We start from the raw sequence: 16152 nt of genomic DNA, 5'->3' as shown, positions 1-16152 counted from the left end.
AAGGCAAAGTTTCTTCGATGGATAACGATGAATGTTTTGCCATCTTAAAAAGCTAGAGTTTGAATTGAAATACAGTACAATAGTTCGCATTTGACAAAAAGCTAAAAGCCTTTGAAATCAACGTTTCAATGGCTTTTAGCTTAATAAATTTTTTTCTTCTGTAATTATCAAGTATTACAACCTATATTTCTTTTAATATTTTATCAAATAATTTTTCTAATTTCCATAATTCTCCATAGACAGTTCCGTCCATATAAAGGTTGTAAATTTCATCATCTTGTTCCACTCGTATTTGTGCAGAATACCCTTTTGATAGTGCTAAGGAACGAATAACTTCCCGTTGAGTTCGTCCATTACCTTCTCGAAAGGGATGGAAATAATTAAGATTATCAAGAATTTTTGCTAAATGTTTAATGATTTCATCTCTTGAGTTGGCAGTTTGATGATAGGAATGAATGAGATGATTTATATAAGTTTCCGCAGCATTAAACGACTGTATCGACATAAAAGGATTACCACTTTTAGAGATATTCACCTTGCGATATTGTCCTGACCAAGCATAAACATCTTGAAACAAATAGTTATGAATGGCTAAAATATTACTCATGGAATAGACTTTAATGGCTTTCAAGCGCAAATCTGCAAGTCTTTTAGTAACGAATAAGTGTTCATTTCGGTAGGCTTCTTCAATATTTGTAACATTTTGTTTATTGATTAAGACTGTGGAATTTGGATAGGTATATTGGTGATTGGGGTCAATGTACTCATAGCCTTCGTATTGATTTTTAACCAATATTCAATTCCTTTCGTTTGTTGATAACATAAGTTTTTAAATCAATCACATCTTGAACAGTAGGTTCATAATTTTCAATCATTGATGACCCAATAGCATACCAGACGGTATCGAAATCTGAAAAGTTATCAAAGGGAATCCCTAAAATTGTTAATTCTTCTTTATTTACATCAAGAGTCATGGCACACCTCCTTGTATAGAGTTGTCCTTATTATACCATAAAATCGGTATTTTCACCTAAAGGATAGAGACCAAAAGATATATGTAAGCGTATAGATTAATACTTACAGAACTAAAAATATTCCTCTGTTTTTAGTCCAACTGAAACCCACACTTTCCAAACCAGGTCTTAAGAAAAAAGGTAGAGAAAAAGGTAGAGTTTGAATTGAAATACAGTGCAATATATCGCATTTGGCAAAAAGAAAAAACGCTTGAAATCAGCGTTTTTCTTATGTATTGATTCGTATTGAACCCCTACTTCACTTCTGTAAACACAACGTGTTTGCGAAGTTTTGGTGAGTATTTCTTCAATTGAAGACGGTCTGGAGTGTTACGTTTGTTTTTAGAAGTAAGGTACAAGCGTTCACCAGATTCTTTGTGTTCAAGTGTAATATTTACGCGCATGGTATCTCCCTTCTATTATTCAGCTGATGCAGCTTTAGCGATCTTACGTCCTTTGTAGTATCCTTTAAGTGATACACGGTGTGAACGTGAGTAATCTCCAGTTGCTTCGTCAAAGTTTACAGATGGAGCTGTTACTTTGTAGTGCGTACGACGTTTGTTTTTCTTCGCTTTTGATGTGCGACGTGCAGGTACTGCCATTTCGTTTTTCTCCTTTTAAGATATAAATTCAATTAGGTTTGATTTTCATCAACTTTAACAGTATAACAAAACTTTTTTGTAAAGTAAAGTTACTTGACAAAAAATTATTAAAAAAATCTCCTGCCTCATCAAATGGGACAGGAGTTCTCCTTAAAGGTCTATTTCAAATGGCTCATCAATCGTTTCCGAAACGTATTTGCCATCCTTTTTTCGTTGCTTGACACATTCTGTCAGCAGGTACTCGATCTGACCATTGACCGATCGAAAGTCATCTTCTGCCCATGATGCGAGAGCAGCATATAACTTGGCTGACAGTCTAAGTGGAATTTGCTTTTTCTTTTGATCAGCCATTCTTAATAGAGACTTCCTGTGTTGACAATTGGTTGTGCATCATGATTGCCACAGAGAACGACTAGAAGGTTCGATACCATGGCAGCCTTCCGTTCTTCGTCTAGCTCTACAATCTCTCCTTCGCTCAAGCGTTCAAGGGCCATTTCAACCATCCCAACTGCTCCATCGACAATCATCTTCCGCGCATCGATAATGGCAGACGCTTGTTGGCGTTGAAGCATCACAGCTGCGATTTCTGGAGCATAGGCCAAGTAAGTAATGCGAGCCTCTAGAATTTCAAGCCCAGCATCTTTAACACGCTCCTGAATCTCTTCTCGAATGCGGCTGGCCACGATTTCACTGGAGCCTCGGAGACTACCCTCATCTGCCTGGCCATCTCCTGTCGTATCGACATTAGGAGCTACATCATAAGGATAGATGCGGACAATATTACGAAGGGCACTATCACACTGCAATGAGAGATATTCTTTGTAGTTATCCACATTGAAGACTGCTTTAGCCGTATCCACAACGCGCCAAGTAACTGCAATACCAATTTCTACAGGATTCCCTAAGCAGTCATTGATCTTCTGGCGAGAGTTGTTCAAGGTCATCACTTTTAAGGAAATATTCTTTTTACCTGTCTCTATGGAAATATTTTTGCCTTCTGCTGTTTTACTGACAGACATGGGGGACTTGGTGGTGACATCACCACTTTGGCCCAAGCGGGTGTTATTGGCAGGATTGACAGCGACACAGAAGGGATTGACAAAGTAAATACCCGCTTCGCGAATGGTTCCAATATAGTCCCCAAACAAGGTCAAGACCAAGGCCTCTTGCGGTTTAATAATTTTGATCCCCGCATAGCACACCAGACTAGCAATAAAGAGAAAAATACAGGTAATAACTCCAATTGCAAGCGGGAAACCTTCTGGTAAACTAGCAATCGCACTAATAAAGGCAAAAACTAAAATAAGATCTCCAACTAGCAAGCCTACAAGGACAGCTAAGCCGTTTTTCTTTTGGGTTAAAATTTTTTCTTCCATGGGACGAACCCTTCTTTCTTTGTGATATCTAAATGATATCACTTTGCTTGCAAAAGTCAAGATATAACTGTAAATTATTTTAGCAAGAAACCGAGCAAGCTGAATTGTCTGAAAATTCAAGAATTTTCTTCTATCGTTGGACTGTAAATTGTGCTATAATAATAAAAAAATACGTGAGAGGGAATCAGATGACAGAATTAGATACACGCCATCGCAGTAGCGTCTACGACAGCATGGTCAAATCCCCTAACCGGGCTATGCTTCGGGCAACTGGGATGACCGATGAAAACTTTGAAAAACCAATTGTAGGGGTCATCTCTACTTGGGCTGAAAACACGCCTTGTAACATGCACCTGCATGATTTTGGGAAATTGGCCAAAGAAGGTGTGAAAGATGCGGGAGCTTGGCCGGTCCAATTCGGAACTATTACTGTTGCGGATGGGATCGCTATGGGAACGCCTGGGATGCGCTTCTCCTTGACTTCTCGTGATATCATCGCGGACTCTATCGAAGCGGCTATGGGTGGTCACAACGTTGATGCCTTTGTAGCTATCGGTGGCTGTGACAAGAACATGCCTGGTTCTATGATTGCTATTGCCAATATGGATATTCCAGCAATCTTTGCCTACGGTGGTACCATTGCACCAGGTAATCTAAACGGTAAGGATATCGACTTGGTTTCTGTTTTCGAAGGAATCGGAAAATGGAACCATGGTGACATGACGGCTGAAGAAGTGAAGCAACTGGAATGTAATGCCTGCCCTGGCCCTGGTGGTTGTGGTGGAATGTACACTGCCAATACCATGGCGACAGCGATCGAGGTCCTTGGGATGAGCTTACCAGGTTCATCTTCTCACCCTGCTGAATCAGCAGATAAAAAAGCTGACATCGAAGAAGCTGGTCGTGCAGTTGTCAAGATGCTTGAAATGGGACTGAAACCATCTGACATCTTGACCCGTGAAGCCTTTGAAGATGCCATTACGGTGACTATGGCCCTGGGTGGATCAACCAATGCGACCCTTCACTTGCTTGCCATCGCTCACGCAGCCAATGTTGACTTGACCCTTGAAGACTTCAACGATTTCCAAGAGCGCGTCCCTCACTTGGCAGACTTGAAACCTTCTGGTCAATACGTCTTCCAAGACCTTTACAATGTTGGTGGTGTGCCAGCTGTCATGAAATACCTTCTGAAAAATGGTTTCCTTCATGGTGATCGGATCACATGTACCGGTAAAACTGTTGCCGAAAACTTGGAAGCCTTCGCTGATTTGACACCAGGTCAAAAAGTCATCATGCCACTTGAAAATCCAAAACGTGCGGATGGTCCATTGATCATCCTGAAAGGGAACTTGGCTCCAGAAGGGGCGGTTGCCAAAGTATCAGGTGTGAAGGTCCGCAACATCACCGGTCCTGCTAAGGTCTTTGACTCCGAAGAAGCTGCCATTGAAGCGGTTCTTTCAGATGAAATCGTGGATGGCGATGTTGTTGTCGTTCGTTTCGTTGGTCCGAAAGGTGGTCCTGGTATGCCGGAAATGCTGTCCTTGTCATCTATGATCGTTGGGAAAGGCCAAGGAGACAAGGTTGCCCTCTTGACAGACGGACGCTTCTCTGGTGGTACTTATGGTCTCGTTGTCGGTCACATTGCGCCTGAAGCTCAGGTCGGTGGCCCAATCGCCTACCTCCACACAGGGGACATGGTAACAGTCGACCAAGATACTAAAGAAATCACCATGCACGTCTCAGACGAAGAATTGGCGAAACGGAAGGCTGAAACAACCTTGCCACCACTCTATAGCCGTGGGGTTCTCGGTAAGTATGCCCACACGGTATCCTCTGCTTCACGCGGTGCCGTGACAGACTTCTGGAATATGGAACAGTCTGGTAAACAATAAGATATGAAAAAACTCACTTTACGAATTCGTAAAGTGAGTTTTACTTGTTTAACGTGGAGGCAATCCGAGGGCAATACGTCCATAGCGACTGATCCGAGTAATCTTCCAAGCGGGAGACCAGGTCACTTCTACCTTAACATCCTCAATCCCATCGATTTCTTTTAGGCGAGCGACGATTTCAATAGGAAGACTCTCGGCACAGCTACAGGCAGTATCGGTAAAGGTCATGACAACCTTACAGATTCCTTCTTCATCTAGATCCAATTCGTAAATCAAACCGAGGTTGTAGACATCCAATTCAACATCTGTATCAAACACAAGCTCTAACTTTTCAATCAATTGCTTCTCCAGTGCTAAAGCACGGTCGTTAATCTTGATATCCTCTCTCATCTCGCTATCCTTTCCCTCCTTTGATGAAACCTATTTTCTCACAATTCTGACAATAATGCAAGTTAACCTAGAATGAGATCGAATGACAGCTACAAATCAAACCATCCGTCTTAAGACTGATTTTAAATTACAGGAAGGTATCTTAAGTTTTCTTTAAGTTTTCCGATTTATACTAATATCATCAAATGAAGACCTCCTAACTTTGTTTGATAGAAAATCCTAAACTTTTTCATAATAATCTCCCTATAAGAGCCACCAAATCCGGTGGCTTTTTCTATGGGAGTGAGACAGAACAATTTTTTAAAATTGTTCGTTGTCTCACCCCCGCACAGTTGATTAGGTATTCTTTGGAGCTATAAGAGCGACAAAGATACCAATCAACCACTGCGTTATGTAATTATTACTAAACCTATTTCCTTAAACCAATCCTAACAAGGACGTAGATGAGCTTAGGTACATTGATGCAGTTTGAGCGGAGCGAAAACTACGTTCCTTATTACCTTTACGAGCATCCGAGAGTTTAGGTACGTTGACGCAGTTCGAACGATAGTGAGAACTCCGTGCCTTAGAAAACGGAATGAAGTGAACTCAGTGGGTTCAACCGAATTTAGAGATATGGATGCAGTTTGAGCGAAGCGAAAACTATGTGGCTATAAAAATATGTTCGAAAAAATTTTAAAACCTTCAAAAATTTTTTTCAGCTCTATCTTTCTATTGTTTACTATATTTATAGACAAAACAGCTATTTTACGGGCTTTATTTCCCGATAATTCCTTTTGCCTCCTCCAAGTTCTTGTGCTATAATGATACGGATGCTGTTCATTTTCGAACAAGGAGGTACATTATGAAACAAAACCATTCCCGTTTTCTCATTCCAGGGATCCTTTTACTAGGAGTGGTCTTGCGGGCCCCATTTACGACCCTCTCCACTGTCTTATCAGATATTGCTGCTAGCTTTGGTGTTGAGGTGAGTTCTCTCGGCCTCTTGACAAGTTTACCCCTCCTAACATTCGCTATTTTCTCTCCTTTTGCTACCAGCTGGGCGAGACGCTTTGGAATTGAGAGACTCTTTCTTGGAGTTTTGATCCTGATGACGATTGGATCGGCCCTACGTACCATCAATCTCCCTCTCCTCTATGTGGGAACTCTTTTGATCGGTGCTGCCATTGCCTTTATCAATGTCCTTCTACCAAGCTTGATCCAAGCCAATGAACCAAAACGTCTTGGCTTCTTGACTACCCTCTATATCACTGCAATGGGCTTGTCTACTGCAGTCGCTTCTTCTGTCGCTGTTCCTATTACTCAAGCTACCTCTTGGCAAGGCTTGGTCTGGGTGCTGACAGTTGTCTGTGCGGTCGCTCTTGTGATCTGGCTCCCTAATGCTCGCCACAATCATTATTTGAAAAAAAGCTCCTCTTCTAATGAAAATAAGACTAGCTGGTATAAAAATGGTAAGGTCTGGGCTATTATGCTCTTCTGTGGTCTACAGTCTCTCTTGTACTATACGACGATGACCTGGTTGCCTACCATGGCAACCCAAGCTGGTATCGATCAAGCCAATGCAGGAATTTTAGCATCTGTATTCACCCTGATGAGTCTTCCTTTCTCTATGACCATTCCAAGTCTCACCACCAGCCTTTCTGAACGAAACCGTCGCATCATGCTGATAACGACTGTCTTAGCTGGTTTTACTGGAATTGCCATGCTGTTACTAAAGACAGACAACTTCATTTACTGGTTGATTCTGAATATCTTGATTGGAAGTTTTACGAGTATCTTATTTCCTTACCTCATGGTCACCTTCTCCATGAAGTCTAGCTCTCCTGAGAAAACTGCTCAGCTCTCTGGACTAGCTCAAACAGGAGGATACGTCTTTGCTGCACTTGGACCTATCTTATTTGGTTCAAGCCAACAAATCTTCCACTCTTGGACACCCGGGATTCTAATTCTTCTTGTCGTTGCTTTATTTATGAGTATTGCTCTCTATCAAGTAGAACAATCTGATGTTATCCTTTAATCCAATAAACCCCATTGATCAAATGGGGTTTATTTTTTATACAAAAAAAGAGAGTGGGACAGAAATCGGTAATTCGTTAGAATTCGATTTCGTCGTCCCACCTCCGTACAGTTGAGTAGGGCTATAAAAGCTGATGAAATCAGCGTAGTAGAGCCCACTCAACCACTGCGTCTTGCTCGACAATCCAAAGACAATTAAGAGGCTGGGACTTTTGTCCCAACCTCTTTGCTATGACTTGATTATGGGTTGAATGACACGTGTACGTGGTCGTAGTGATTTTCTGTAACGCTACCACGATCTGGCATTTCATTCCAAGTGTTTGCTGGTCCATAAATGTTATTTACTGGAGCATAGAAACGTTGTTTCCAGATGATGTAAGAAATTCCATTTTCTTGCATGTGATCGATTGCATATTGAGCTACTTGATCACCAATCGCTGAACTTTCTGGAACCATAACGTCGATCGCAAGACCTTTACCGTGATCTTCTGGGTCACCAGGACGGTAACCACCGATATCAGTCAAGCCAAGTTCATTTATTACTTGTTCTTTGAAGCGAATCGCTTGAGGTTGAAGACCTTCATTTGAAGTAGGTGTCGCAGTTGAAGGAGTTGAAGCTGTCGTGTCAACAACTGGTGCTGGTGCACCATATTGTGGTGTTGAAGCAACCGCAGCAACTTCTGGTTCTGCTGGAACTTCTACGACTGGAGCTGCTGGTGCTTCCTCAACAACTGGGGCTTCTACAGGAGCCGCTACTTCAGCTGGAGCTGCAGCAGGTTGCGCAGGTGCTTCTTCAACAACTGGCGCTTCCTCTACTACTGGAGCTGCTGGTGCAGGTGTTTCAGCTGGCGCTTCTGGAGTTGGCAAGCTTTCTGATACTTGGTCTGCCACTGCTGCTACAACTGCAGGTGCTTGAGGGAGTTCTACAGCTTGGTTGCTTTCATCTGCTACTGGTTTTGTCAAATCACCCACTGCAACAGTTTGGTTGTCTACTTTGATTTGGTTGTTTGTCAAATCAGCAGAGGTTGTCACAGTTGCATCAGCATTACCTGCTGTAGGAGTTTGGATTTCTACACCTGTTACTTGATTTTGATCATTAACAGTTGTTGTCAAGACAGTTCCTGGGAAAATCAAATCAATGTTGCTGATTTGGTTCAAGTTTGCCAAAACAGTTACGTCAACATTCAAAGCTTCCGCAATCGTGCTTAGGGTATCCCCATACTTGATAGTGTAGGTTTGTTTGTTTTCTGAAGTTGAAATATCTGCTCGAATTTCATCTACAGAACGGGCAACCCAGTCCCCATTTGATTCTGCTTTACCAGTTGTAAATGGCAAGACCGCCATAGCAACAGTCGAAGCAATTAGAGCTTTTTTGTTTACTTTCTTCATACGTTATTTCCTCGTTTTCTTATTATCGGAGATTTATCTCCAGACAGATACATTTAATATTCTACCACATTTTTTGTCCGGGAAATGCCTCTTCTTTTCTTTTAATCTAACTGACCCTAATTTGTAACATTAACCCTTTCTTGTTACATTCTCTTAATATTTACTGACAGTTAGTACTATTTGGATAATCAAATAAATTTGTTGTATCAGAAGCCTTCAAACGCCCTGAACAAAGAGATTTTAGAGAATTTTTCAGCGAAAATAGAAGCTAAAAACACCCTAAGTTCGTCTCCTGTAGACATCACTCGGGTGCTATTTTTAACGGCTTTGTATCTTGTTAATAGAACACGCCTACAACTCTTTGGAAAAAGATAAATCCAACTAGGAGCAATCACTCCGTCGTTGGATTTCCTAATTTCATCTTGCATTTTGTGGGCTTTATATCTTATTTGACCTTCATCATTCTGACCAGATTGGCGCGTTCGGCTTCTTCGAGTTTCATTTCGATATAATAGATGGTCTCCTTGAGGTCTGGAATGGTCGCATACTCCAGTCCATTTACCCGACGGCGCGTTTTTTCGATCTCATCGGCCATGAGCTGGCAAGTTTTTTCAATCTCAGCTAGACGAAGCAGGTCTGGGAGGAGTTCTTCCATTTCTTGAATGGTGCTATCCATCTGACTATTGGAAGCCACGTAGCTGTAGACCACGTCTCCCTCATCGTCTCCATACGGATTATCGATATGGGCATGCATCTTGGGCACGCGCACACTCATGATATTCTCCGTCTCGATATGCAGGCTGACCTCACGCGTCGGCACCGCAAAGATTTCCTGGACCATGAGGTCATTTTCCAGACATTTGGCGAGGACAAATTCTTGCATATTTCCGACGAGAGCTGCCTCAACCTTCTGGCGGAGGCGGTCATTTTCACGGACTGATTCGATGAAGCGTCGCATGAGCTCGTCTCGTTTGTCCTTGAGAAGTTTATGCCCTCTAGTTGCTGTCTTCAGACGCTCTTTGAGGGTGTTTAACTCCATCCGGGTGGGTTTGACATTTAATCGTGCCATTTGACTTCCTCCTTTCTACTCCTAGGCTTGTGCTTCCTTGGAAGTTTTTGGGAGGTATTCGTCAATCATATCATCCTTGATCCGCTTGAGCTCTGTCCTTGGCAAGATAGCCAGCAATTCCCAGCCCAGATCTAGACTTTCTTGAATGCTCCGATTGGTAGTAAAGCCTTGATTGATGTATTCCTTCTCAAAGCGATCAGTAAATTTGACATAGAGCTTGTCTGTATCTGACAAGGCAGACTCCCCAAGCACCACGGCTAACTCTTTTGCTTGTTTCCCTTGGGCATAGGCCGCAAAGAGCTGGTTCATGGTTGCTGCATGGTCTTTCCGAGTCTTCCCTTCACCAGATCCCTTGTCTTTCAAACGAGAAAGAGATGGAAGGACATTGATCGGTGGACGGTAGCCACTGTTGTATAGATCACGGGACAGAATAATCTGACCTTCGGTGATGTAGCCTGTCAAGTCAGGAATAGGGTGGGTGATGTCATCCTCCGGCATGGAAAGGATCGGAATCTGGGTCACAGATCCTTTCTTTCCAACCAACCGTCCGGCACGTTCGTAGAGGGTGGATAGGTTGGTATAGAGGTAACCTGGATAGCCCCGACGTCCTGGAACCTCCCGGCGGGCAGCAGATACTTCCCGAAGGGCTTCACAGTAGTTGGTCATGTCGGTCATGATGACCAAGACATGCATGTCTTTTTCATAGGCCAAATATTCTGCCGCTGTCAAGGCAATCCGAGGAGTGGCTATCCGCTCGATAGCTGGGTCATTGGCTAGGTTGATAAAGAGGACGGAGCGGTCAATGGCTCCTGTTTCCCGAAGGTCATTCATAAAGAACTCTGCTTCTTCAAAGGTAATCCCCATGGCCGCAAAGACCACAGCAAAGTTTTCTTCGGAATTCAGTACCGTCGCTTGACGGGCAATCTGAGCTGCCAACTCCTTGTGAGGAAGACCAGAACCGGAGAAGACTGGGAGTTTTTGGCCCCGAACCAGGGTATTCAAGTGGTCAATGGCCGAGATTCCTGTCTGGATAAATTCATCTGGATAGTCCCGAGATACTGGGTTGATGGCTTGTCCATCAATGTCCAAGTACTTCTCTGGGATAATCTCCGGACCACCATCAATGGGTTTGCCCATCCCGTTAAAGATACGCCCCACCATGTCTTCGGACACTGGAAGTTCTAGGGGACGTCCGGTAAAGCGGACTTTGGCTTTTTCCAAGTTGATCCCGCTAGATCCTTCAAAGAGCTGGACCATGGCCTTGTCTTCTTGGACTTCGAGGACTTGTCCCTGACGGATTGTACCGTCATGGAGCTTGATTTCTACGAGTTCATTGTAGTGAACCCCTTGGACCTGATCGACAATCATCAAGGGGCCAACAACTTCGCTGACAGTACGGTATTCTTTAATCACGCTCATTGTCTACTCCTCCTTGGGCTACGATTTGGTGTAGGGTTTCTACGATTTCTTCTTTCAGGGCTTGAATGGTGGCCAACTGATCCTCATGGATGAACTTGCTACGGGCAATGCGGTCCCGAAGATCTACCGTTCCTTCCATGATTTCTGTGAAGTAGGCCCCTAATTCCAACGCTTTTTGACTTTCTTGGTCAAAGGTCAGAATATTGGTCAACAAGGCAACCTGCTTGCTGAAAGAAGTATAGGTGTCTACCTCATCAAAGGCATTTTGTTGCAGGTAGTCTTCGCGGATCATCTTGGCCGCATTCATAGTCAAGCGGTCTTTTTCAGACAAGGAGTCCAAACCAACCAGGCGCACAATCTCTTGCAATTCACTCTCTTTTTGCAACAGATTCATAGCACGGGTCACTTTTTCTGCCCAGCTAATCTGCTCATGCTGATCGATATATTGGCCTACCTCATCTTGGTAAAGGGAATAAGAGCTCAACCAGTTGATGGCTGGGAAGTGGCGTCGTTGCGCCAACTGAGCATCTAGTCCCCAGAAGACCTTGACAATTCGCAGGGTGTTTTGCGTTACGGGCTCTGAGATATCTCCACCCGGAGGGGAAACGGCACCGATGGCGGTAATAGATCCTTCACGTGCAGTGGTACCAAGTGTCTTGACCCGTCCGGCCCGTTCGTAGTACTCGGCAATCCGGCTACCAAGATAGGCTGGGTAGCCTTCATCTCCGGGCATTTCTTCTAGACGACCAGACATTTCACGAAGAGCTTCTGCCCAGCGCGATGTCGAATCGGCCATGATGGCAACGGAATAGCCCATATCACGGAAGTATTCTGCAATAGTAATCCCTGTGTAGATGGAAGCTTCCCGCGCCGCCACTGGCATATTAGAAGTGTTGGCAATCAGAACCGTCCGTTGCATAATGGATTGGCCAGTTGTTGGATCAATCAATTCTGGAAACTCATTCAGAACGTCTGTCATTTCATTTCCACGTTCTCCACAACCAACGTAAATTACGATGTCAACATTGGCAAACTTAGCCACCTGGTGTTGCACGACGGTTTTTCCAGCTCCGAAAGGTCCAGGAACTGCCGCAGCACCACCTTTTGTCACTGGGAAGAAGGTATCAATAACCCGTTGACCTGTGACCAAAGGCTCTACTGGGATCAGTTTTTGTGCAAAGGGGCGGCCACGACGAACCGGCCATTTTTGCATCAAGGTTCCGGTAAAGAGGCTGCCATCAGCCTGCTCAATCTCATAAACTGGCTCCTCTACTGTGTAAGAACCAGATGCAATCTTAGTCACACGCCCACTGACTCCGTAAGGCACCATGATGCGGTGTTCCACCATATTAGTCTCTTGGACGGTACCGACGATGTCTCCAGCGACCACCTCTGTCCCTTCTACCACAGTCGGTTCGAAGGTCCATTTGGTGTTACGGTCTAGATTTGGAACTTGCACCCCACGAACCAGAAAATCACTGGCTGTAACTTCTTGGAAACGTTCCAAGGGGCGTTGGATCCCGTCAAACATCTGCGAGATCAAACCTGGTCCCAACTCAACAGAGAGGGGAGCCCCAGTTGTGACCACCGGTTCACCTGGACCGACTCCAGACGTTTCTTCATATACTTGGATAGATGCCTCATCCCGACGCATCTCAATAATTTCGCCAATCAATCCAAGATCGCCGACCCGGCAAATATCTTGGATATTGGCCTCCTGCATCCCTGATGCGACCACCAAGGGACCGGAAACTTTAATAATTTTTCCTTGAGTCATGTATTCCTCCTGGGAATCCTTTGTTTCTTTGTATTACTTTTGCGCCATATCGGCTAGAGATTGCTTTTGTTGACCATTTTCATCGAAATTAGTTGGATCTAACCAAGCTTCAAAACACTGTTTGATAGCTGGCCATTCTTGGTCAATGATAGACAACCAATCTGTGTCTCGAGTCCGACCTTTATAAACAAGAGCCTGACGGAAACAGCCTTCATAGGTGAATCCCAAGCGCTCAGCTGCTTTACGAGAAGCTTGGTTTAAGGCATCACATTTCCACTCATAGCGTCTGTAGCCCAAATCCTCAAACACATAGCGCGCCAAGAGATACTGAGCTTCGGTTGCCATGCGTGTCTTCTTAAGCAATGGTGAGTAGGTCACCGCTCCAACTTCAATCACTCGGTTGGCTTGATCCATCCGCATGAGAGAGAATGTCCCTAAAGCCTTGCCGGAATCTTTGTCTATAATCGCATAGTAAAAGCGACCTTGGGCTGTCATGAGATCATCCAACAGGCGATCCCACTCAGCTTCATTGTGGACAGGGCCATTGAATAGATAGGTCCACATATCTGCTGGGGAGGCTGGCCCGTAGACCTGATAAAGATCCGCTCCGTGTTTTTCCTTTGACAGGCGCTCGATTACGGTATAGCGACCCTCGATCCGCTCAATAGCTGGTAGACGCCCCGGTGTAAAATCCGGCAGTGCATCTCCAATCTCTTGGCCAAATTCATTTGTTCTCATAAAATATCCTGTCCTACTGCTTTTTCGACATTATCGCGAATGCGTTGCCGTCCTAGCCCAGTCGAGCCCTTATGAGTAGGAATCAAGATGACTGCTGGAGTTACTTGGCGATCGTAGTGGGCAATGGTATCTGGGATTTCCTGAGCCATATCTTCCGTCAGATAGATGATGCCAAAATCTTCTTGGCTCAAGTGACGTAAGGTATTAATGGTTTCCTGAGCCTCTGCTACGGGAAAGGTCTGAAAGCCAATCATCTGAAAAGGAAGGATAGCATCTCGGTTTCCCACAACGGCAATTTTTTGCGTTTTACTGGCCATAGATCGGTCTCATCCTTTCTTTTATTTTGTCAATTGGAAGCTGATTGTCCAGACCTGTCAAGACCAAACGTAAATTCTTCACCTCTAGCTCTTTTCCGAAAAGATAGCGAGCTAAAGGCAAGGGGCCGTCTGTCTCAAAGGAAGCTTGTTCCAAAATTCGGTACTTAATCACATGCTCCAGGTATTCCACTGTCTCAGCGCTCACTCTCCCTGCTCGCATCTGCTCTTCGTACCGAGTCAATTCCACATCATAAGGCAAGGGATTGACTTGTTGAAACCAACTGATGAGGTTGCCCTGCTTCACACATTGGATGACTTCTCTTGCTGAGAGAGTTCCAGCATCGGACAAGAGTTGCTTCATAAAGCTTCCTGGCTTTTTCAGGCTGAGGGCTCGCTCAACTGTGATGACATTGTAACAATCAATGGTCAAGGTGACCAGCGATTCTAAAAGTGGATGCTCAAGGTTTTCCACCAAGCGTTTGAGATGATCAAAGTAAGCCAGATCCATGCCGATTTCCAGAACCCGAATATCCTGATAGTCGACATATTCCTGCCAGGTTGCTGCTACTTCTTGAGCCATAAACTCTGGGCAGTTCTCTGAAGAAAAGGTCTTGGCTACTTGTTCAAGAACTGCTAAGGAATAGGGGCCTGCATCCAATAATAAGAAGTTCAACTCCCTCCCCGTTGCTCGCTCTTTCAAGAAAACCTTGAGATTGTGATAGGTGTACTTGAGGGCAAAGAGGTCAACCACAGCTGGATTCGGAGCTACTTGATAAGCCCAGTCATACTCTGCTAGAAGGTGCTTCATCAAGGCTTGCTCGACAACTTGGACTTGACGCAGTTGATCTGCCTCCAAGGCATAGGCCGTCCCTTGCAAGAGACTGGCACGCGCTTCTGCACCTGGGCTGGTCAGAAGGGCATCAAACTGAGCTGGGCTCAAAAAACTAGCTTCACGTACACTAATCCCGGTATTTACTTGAGAATACGTCCGTTCACTCATAGGCCCTCCTAGTTCTTCTCTTCTTTAAAAATGCTAGCTGCCATATGGAAGCTCTGCTCCTCCCGTACAGCATCAACGAGATCACGGTAGAGATAGCTGGCATCCACTTTGCCAAAGGAAAGGATAAAACCTGCTTCTTGGGCAAGAGTTTCTTTTGCTAACTGAAGCTGTGGATAGGCCTCTATCAAATCCCGACAATCTTGATCCGTCAATTTTTCTGCCGTCACAGCACCTAGGGTTAAGACCATTGCTTGGTCTGCATAACGAGGAAGAATGCGGTGAAGAAATGCGAGTTCTTCTTCACGCGACCAAGCCGCCATTTTCTGGTAGGCGTCCGCAAACAGCTCTTTTAAAACCCGTTGCTTGGTAACCAATGTTGATTGACGTTTTTGATTTTCGATTTGTTGGCTTTCACGTTGCAAGCGGCGCTCAATCGTCTGCAATTGAACCGCCCGTTGATGTAACTTTTCTTCTACCAAACGAGTTTCCTGCAACTGAGCTTCTGCTTGGAGCTTAGCCGTCGCTTCCGCCACTAATTTCCGGCCTTTTTCATGGGCCTGTTCAAGGATGGAGTCCTTTAATTGGGAATAATCCGTCATTGTTTCTATTTCCTCCTTTGGAGTTCTTCACTACCGATAAAAAAGGTGTGTCTAGATTAGCCGACGCGAAGAGTCAAAAGGAAGGACACAACGAAGGCCAAGATGGCATAGGTTTCAACCATGGCCGCAAGGATAACCCCTTTCATCATGTCTTCTGGGCGTTTTGCCAAGATTTGCATCCCAGCAGTTGCGACATTCCCTTGGTGTTTCGCTGAGAAATAGCCAACAATCGCTACTGGAAGAGCTGTGAAGAAGTATGCAACTCCTGTTTCAAGAGCCATATCTGGCTTAATTTGCAACCAGATCAAGATTCCGATAACGAAACCATACAGACCTTGTGTACCTGGCAACAATTGCAAGATCAAAGCTTGGGCAAATTTTTCTGGTTGTTCTTTCAAGAGTGCGGCAGCAGCTTGACCAGTCTTACCAACACCGAGGGCTGAACCCATTCCGCTAAGAGCCACTGCAATGGCTACACCAAGTGCTGCAAAGAAGGCACCCCCATGGGTTGAGAAATATGAAGCTAAAGATTCCATGAATATACTCCTATAAAAT

Annotated in this window: 18 protein-coding genes; 2 read left to right on the top strand and 16 right to left on the bottom strand. The window is 44.5% G+C overall.

The window, feature by feature from the left end; genetic code table 11:
• Nucleotides 1-181 precede the first annotated feature (181 nt).
• From N596_RS07610 to N596_RS07585, 6 genes are all read right to left on the bottom strand, one after another.
• Nucleotides 182-793 carry a Fic/DOC family protein gene (locus N596_RS07610; protein WP_013904661.1) on the bottom strand — a complete coding sequence of 204 codons (612 nt, stop codon included), beginning with the start codon at nucleotides 791-793 and terminating at the stop codon, nucleotides 182-184.
• Nucleotides 786-974, bottom strand: coding sequence for a hypothetical protein (locus tag N596_RS07605; protein ID WP_000171299.1), 189 nt, complete (start codon nucleotides 972-974; stop codon nucleotides 786-788). Before N596_RS07605 ends, N596_RS07610 begins: the two co-directional genes overlap by 8 nt.
• A 293-nt stretch (nucleotides 975-1267) precedes the next feature.
• The gene (gene rpmG, locus N596_RS07600; protein ID WP_001265622.1) at nucleotides 1268-1417 is read right to left on the bottom strand and encodes a 50S ribosomal protein L33; all 150 of its coding nucleotides are present in this window, start codon (nucleotides 1415-1417) and stop codon (nucleotides 1268-1270) included.
• 15 nt (nucleotides 1418-1432) lie between these two features.
• Nucleotides 1433-1615 (bottom strand): 50S ribosomal protein L32, encoded by a 183-nt coding sequence (gene rpmF / locus N596_RS07595; RefSeq protein ID WP_003009516.1) that lies wholly within the window; start codon nucleotides 1613-1615, stop codon nucleotides 1433-1435.
• Nucleotides 1616-1765: 150 nt separating this feature from the next.
• Nucleotides 1766-1966 carry a type II toxin-antitoxin system antitoxin gene (locus tag N596_RS07590; protein WP_023027511.1) on the bottom strand — a complete coding sequence of 67 codons (201 nt, stop codon included), beginning with the start codon at nucleotides 1964-1966 and terminating at the stop codon, nucleotides 1766-1768.
• A 2-nt stretch (nucleotides 1967-1968) separates the two neighbouring features.
• A complete protein-coding gene (locus N596_RS07585; protein WP_042361310.1) occupies nucleotides 1969-2991 on the bottom strand; it encodes an SPFH domain-containing protein in 1023 nt (340 codons plus the stop codon).
• Nucleotides 2992-3179: 188 nt separating this feature from the next.
• Between N596_RS07585 and ilvD the strand changes: the two genes are divergently transcribed.
• Complete coding sequence (gene ilvD, locus N596_RS07580) at nucleotides 3180-4883, top strand: dihydroxy-acid dehydratase (RefSeq protein ID WP_023027509.1); 1704 nt, start codon at nucleotides 3180-3182, stop codon at nucleotides 4881-4883.
• A 48-nt stretch (nucleotides 4884-4931) separates the two neighbouring features.
• Here the strand turns inward: ilvD and N596_RS07575 are convergent, their stop codons facing one another.
• On the bottom strand, nucleotides 4932-5273 hold the full coding sequence (locus N596_RS07575) for a metal-sulfur cluster assembly factor (protein ID WP_023027508.1): 342 nt from the start codon (nucleotides 5271-5273) through the stop codon (nucleotides 4932-4934).
• A gap of 844 nt (nucleotides 5274-6117) precedes the next feature.
• On the opposite strand from N596_RS07575, the gene N596_RS07570 reads away from it, so the two are divergent.
• On the top strand, nucleotides 6118-7290 hold the full coding sequence (locus N596_RS07570; RefSeq protein ID WP_023027507.1) for a CynX/NimT family MFS transporter: 1173 nt from the start codon (nucleotides 6118-6120) through the stop codon (nucleotides 7288-7290).
• A gap of 239 nt (nucleotides 7291-7529) precedes the next feature.
• On the opposite strand, the gene N596_RS07565 is transcribed toward N596_RS07570, so the two are convergent.
• From N596_RS07565 to N596_RS07525, 9 genes are all read right to left on the bottom strand, one after another.
• On the bottom strand, nucleotides 7530-8678 hold the full coding sequence (locus N596_RS07565; RefSeq protein ID WP_023027506.1) for a LysM peptidoglycan-binding domain-containing protein: 1149 nt from the start codon (nucleotides 8676-8678) through the stop codon (nucleotides 7530-7532).
• A gap of 445 nt (nucleotides 8679-9123) precedes the next feature.
• Nucleotides 9124-9747, bottom strand: coding sequence for a V-type ATP synthase subunit D (locus N596_RS07560; protein WP_023027505.1), 624 nt, complete (start codon nucleotides 9745-9747; stop codon nucleotides 9124-9126).
• Between the two features lie 21 nt (nucleotides 9748-9768).
• Entirely contained in the window at nucleotides 9769-11166 is a 1398-nt protein-coding gene (locus tag N596_RS07555) for a V-type ATP synthase subunit B (protein ID WP_023027504.1), read from the bottom strand.
• Nucleotides 11153-12943: a V-type ATP synthase subunit A gene (locus N596_RS07550; protein ID WP_023027503.1), complete on the bottom strand. Its 1791-nt coding sequence runs from the start codon at nucleotides 12941-12943 to the stop codon at nucleotides 11153-11155. Before N596_RS07550 ends, N596_RS07555 begins: the two co-directional genes overlap by 14 nt.
• 33 nt (nucleotides 12944-12976) lie before the next feature.
• Entirely contained in the window at nucleotides 12977-13681 is a 705-nt protein-coding gene (locus tag N596_RS07545; protein WP_023027502.1) for a GNAT family N-acetyltransferase, read from the bottom strand.
• Entirely contained in the window at nucleotides 13678-13998 is a 321-nt protein-coding gene (locus N596_RS07540; RefSeq protein ID WP_023027501.1) for a V-type ATP synthase subunit F, read from the bottom strand. The genes N596_RS07545 and N596_RS07540 overlap by 4 nt, the downstream gene beginning before the upstream one ends.
• The gene (locus N596_RS07535; protein ID WP_023027500.1) at nucleotides 13988-14998 is read right to left on the bottom strand and encodes a V-type ATPase subunit; all 1011 of its coding nucleotides are present in this window, start codon (nucleotides 14996-14998) and stop codon (nucleotides 13988-13990) included. Before N596_RS07535 ends, N596_RS07540 begins: the two co-directional genes overlap by 11 nt.
• Nucleotides 14999-15006: 8 nt before the next feature.
• The gene (locus tag N596_RS07530; protein WP_023027499.1) at nucleotides 15007-15597 is read right to left on the bottom strand and encodes a hypothetical protein; all 591 of its coding nucleotides are present in this window, start codon (nucleotides 15595-15597) and stop codon (nucleotides 15007-15009) included.
• Between the two features lie 56 nt (nucleotides 15598-15653).
• Nucleotides 15654-16133 (bottom strand): V-type ATP synthase subunit K, encoded by a 480-nt coding sequence (locus tag N596_RS07525; RefSeq protein ID WP_023024938.1) that lies wholly within the window; start codon nucleotides 16131-16133, stop codon nucleotides 15654-15656.
• Nucleotides 16134-16152 lie beyond the last annotated feature (19 nt).

Source organism: Streptococcus ilei, from assembly GCF_000479335.1.
Taxonomy (GTDB): Bacteria; Bacillota; Bacilli; order Lactobacillales; family Streptococcaceae; genus Streptococcus; species Streptococcus ilei.
This window is presented reverse-complemented; position numbering and strand designations above follow the sequence as displayed.